The organism is Synechococcus sp. H55.10, assembly GCF_047502715.1.
In the GTDB taxonomy this organism is placed as follows: domain Bacteria; phylum Cyanobacteriota; class Cyanobacteriia; order Thermostichales; family Thermostichaceae; genus Thermostichus.
Genome location: NZ_JANSJJ010000270.1, coordinates 1 through 524 on the forward strand (window position 1 = coordinate 1; position 524 = coordinate 524).

1 protein-coding gene is annotated in these 524 nt (G+C 59.2%); it reads right to left on the minus strand.

Features of this window, described 5'->3' with window-relative positions:
- Positions 1–524, minus strand: a 524-nt coding sequence (locus tag NW858_RS13090) for a TRC40/GET3/ArsA family transport-energizing ATPase (protein WP_414520657.1), incomplete at both ends; no start/stop codon positions are given.

A 524-nucleotide genomic window follows, 5' to 3' on the forward strand; every position in this document is an offset into this window, starting at 1 on the left:
CTCCACCACAGGCAGGGGGGCAAAGTTCTCGTGGATCTCCCGGCGATATCTCTGTTGAGCGGCTTTCCAGGCAGCAAAGTAGGGATCCACCACCCCTTCCGGCAAAATGCGGTTGGCGATCACCAAGTCGGTAGCGACGCCGTAGAGGCTGAGGTAGGCATGCGCCCGCAGCGACTCCTTGATCACCATCTTCTCTGGGTTGGTGACCAGGCGCACGGAAGTGATGCGGTTGTCGGTGAGGATGCGCTCCAGCCGCTCGATCTTTTGGTAGAACTCGTAGGGGGCATCCAGCACCTGGTCATCCGGCAGGGGGATCCCTGTTAGCCCTTTAACAATGGGCTCGGCAATGGGACGCAGGACCCGCGCCAACCCCTGCAGAGGTTTGTAAAACTTGCGCATGTACCACCCGGAAACATCGGGCAGGCTCAAAAGGCGCAAGGCCGTGCCGGTGGGAGCTGAGTCAATGATTAGCAAATCAAACTTACCCTCGACGTAGTGGCGCTTAACCCGCACCAGGGCAAACA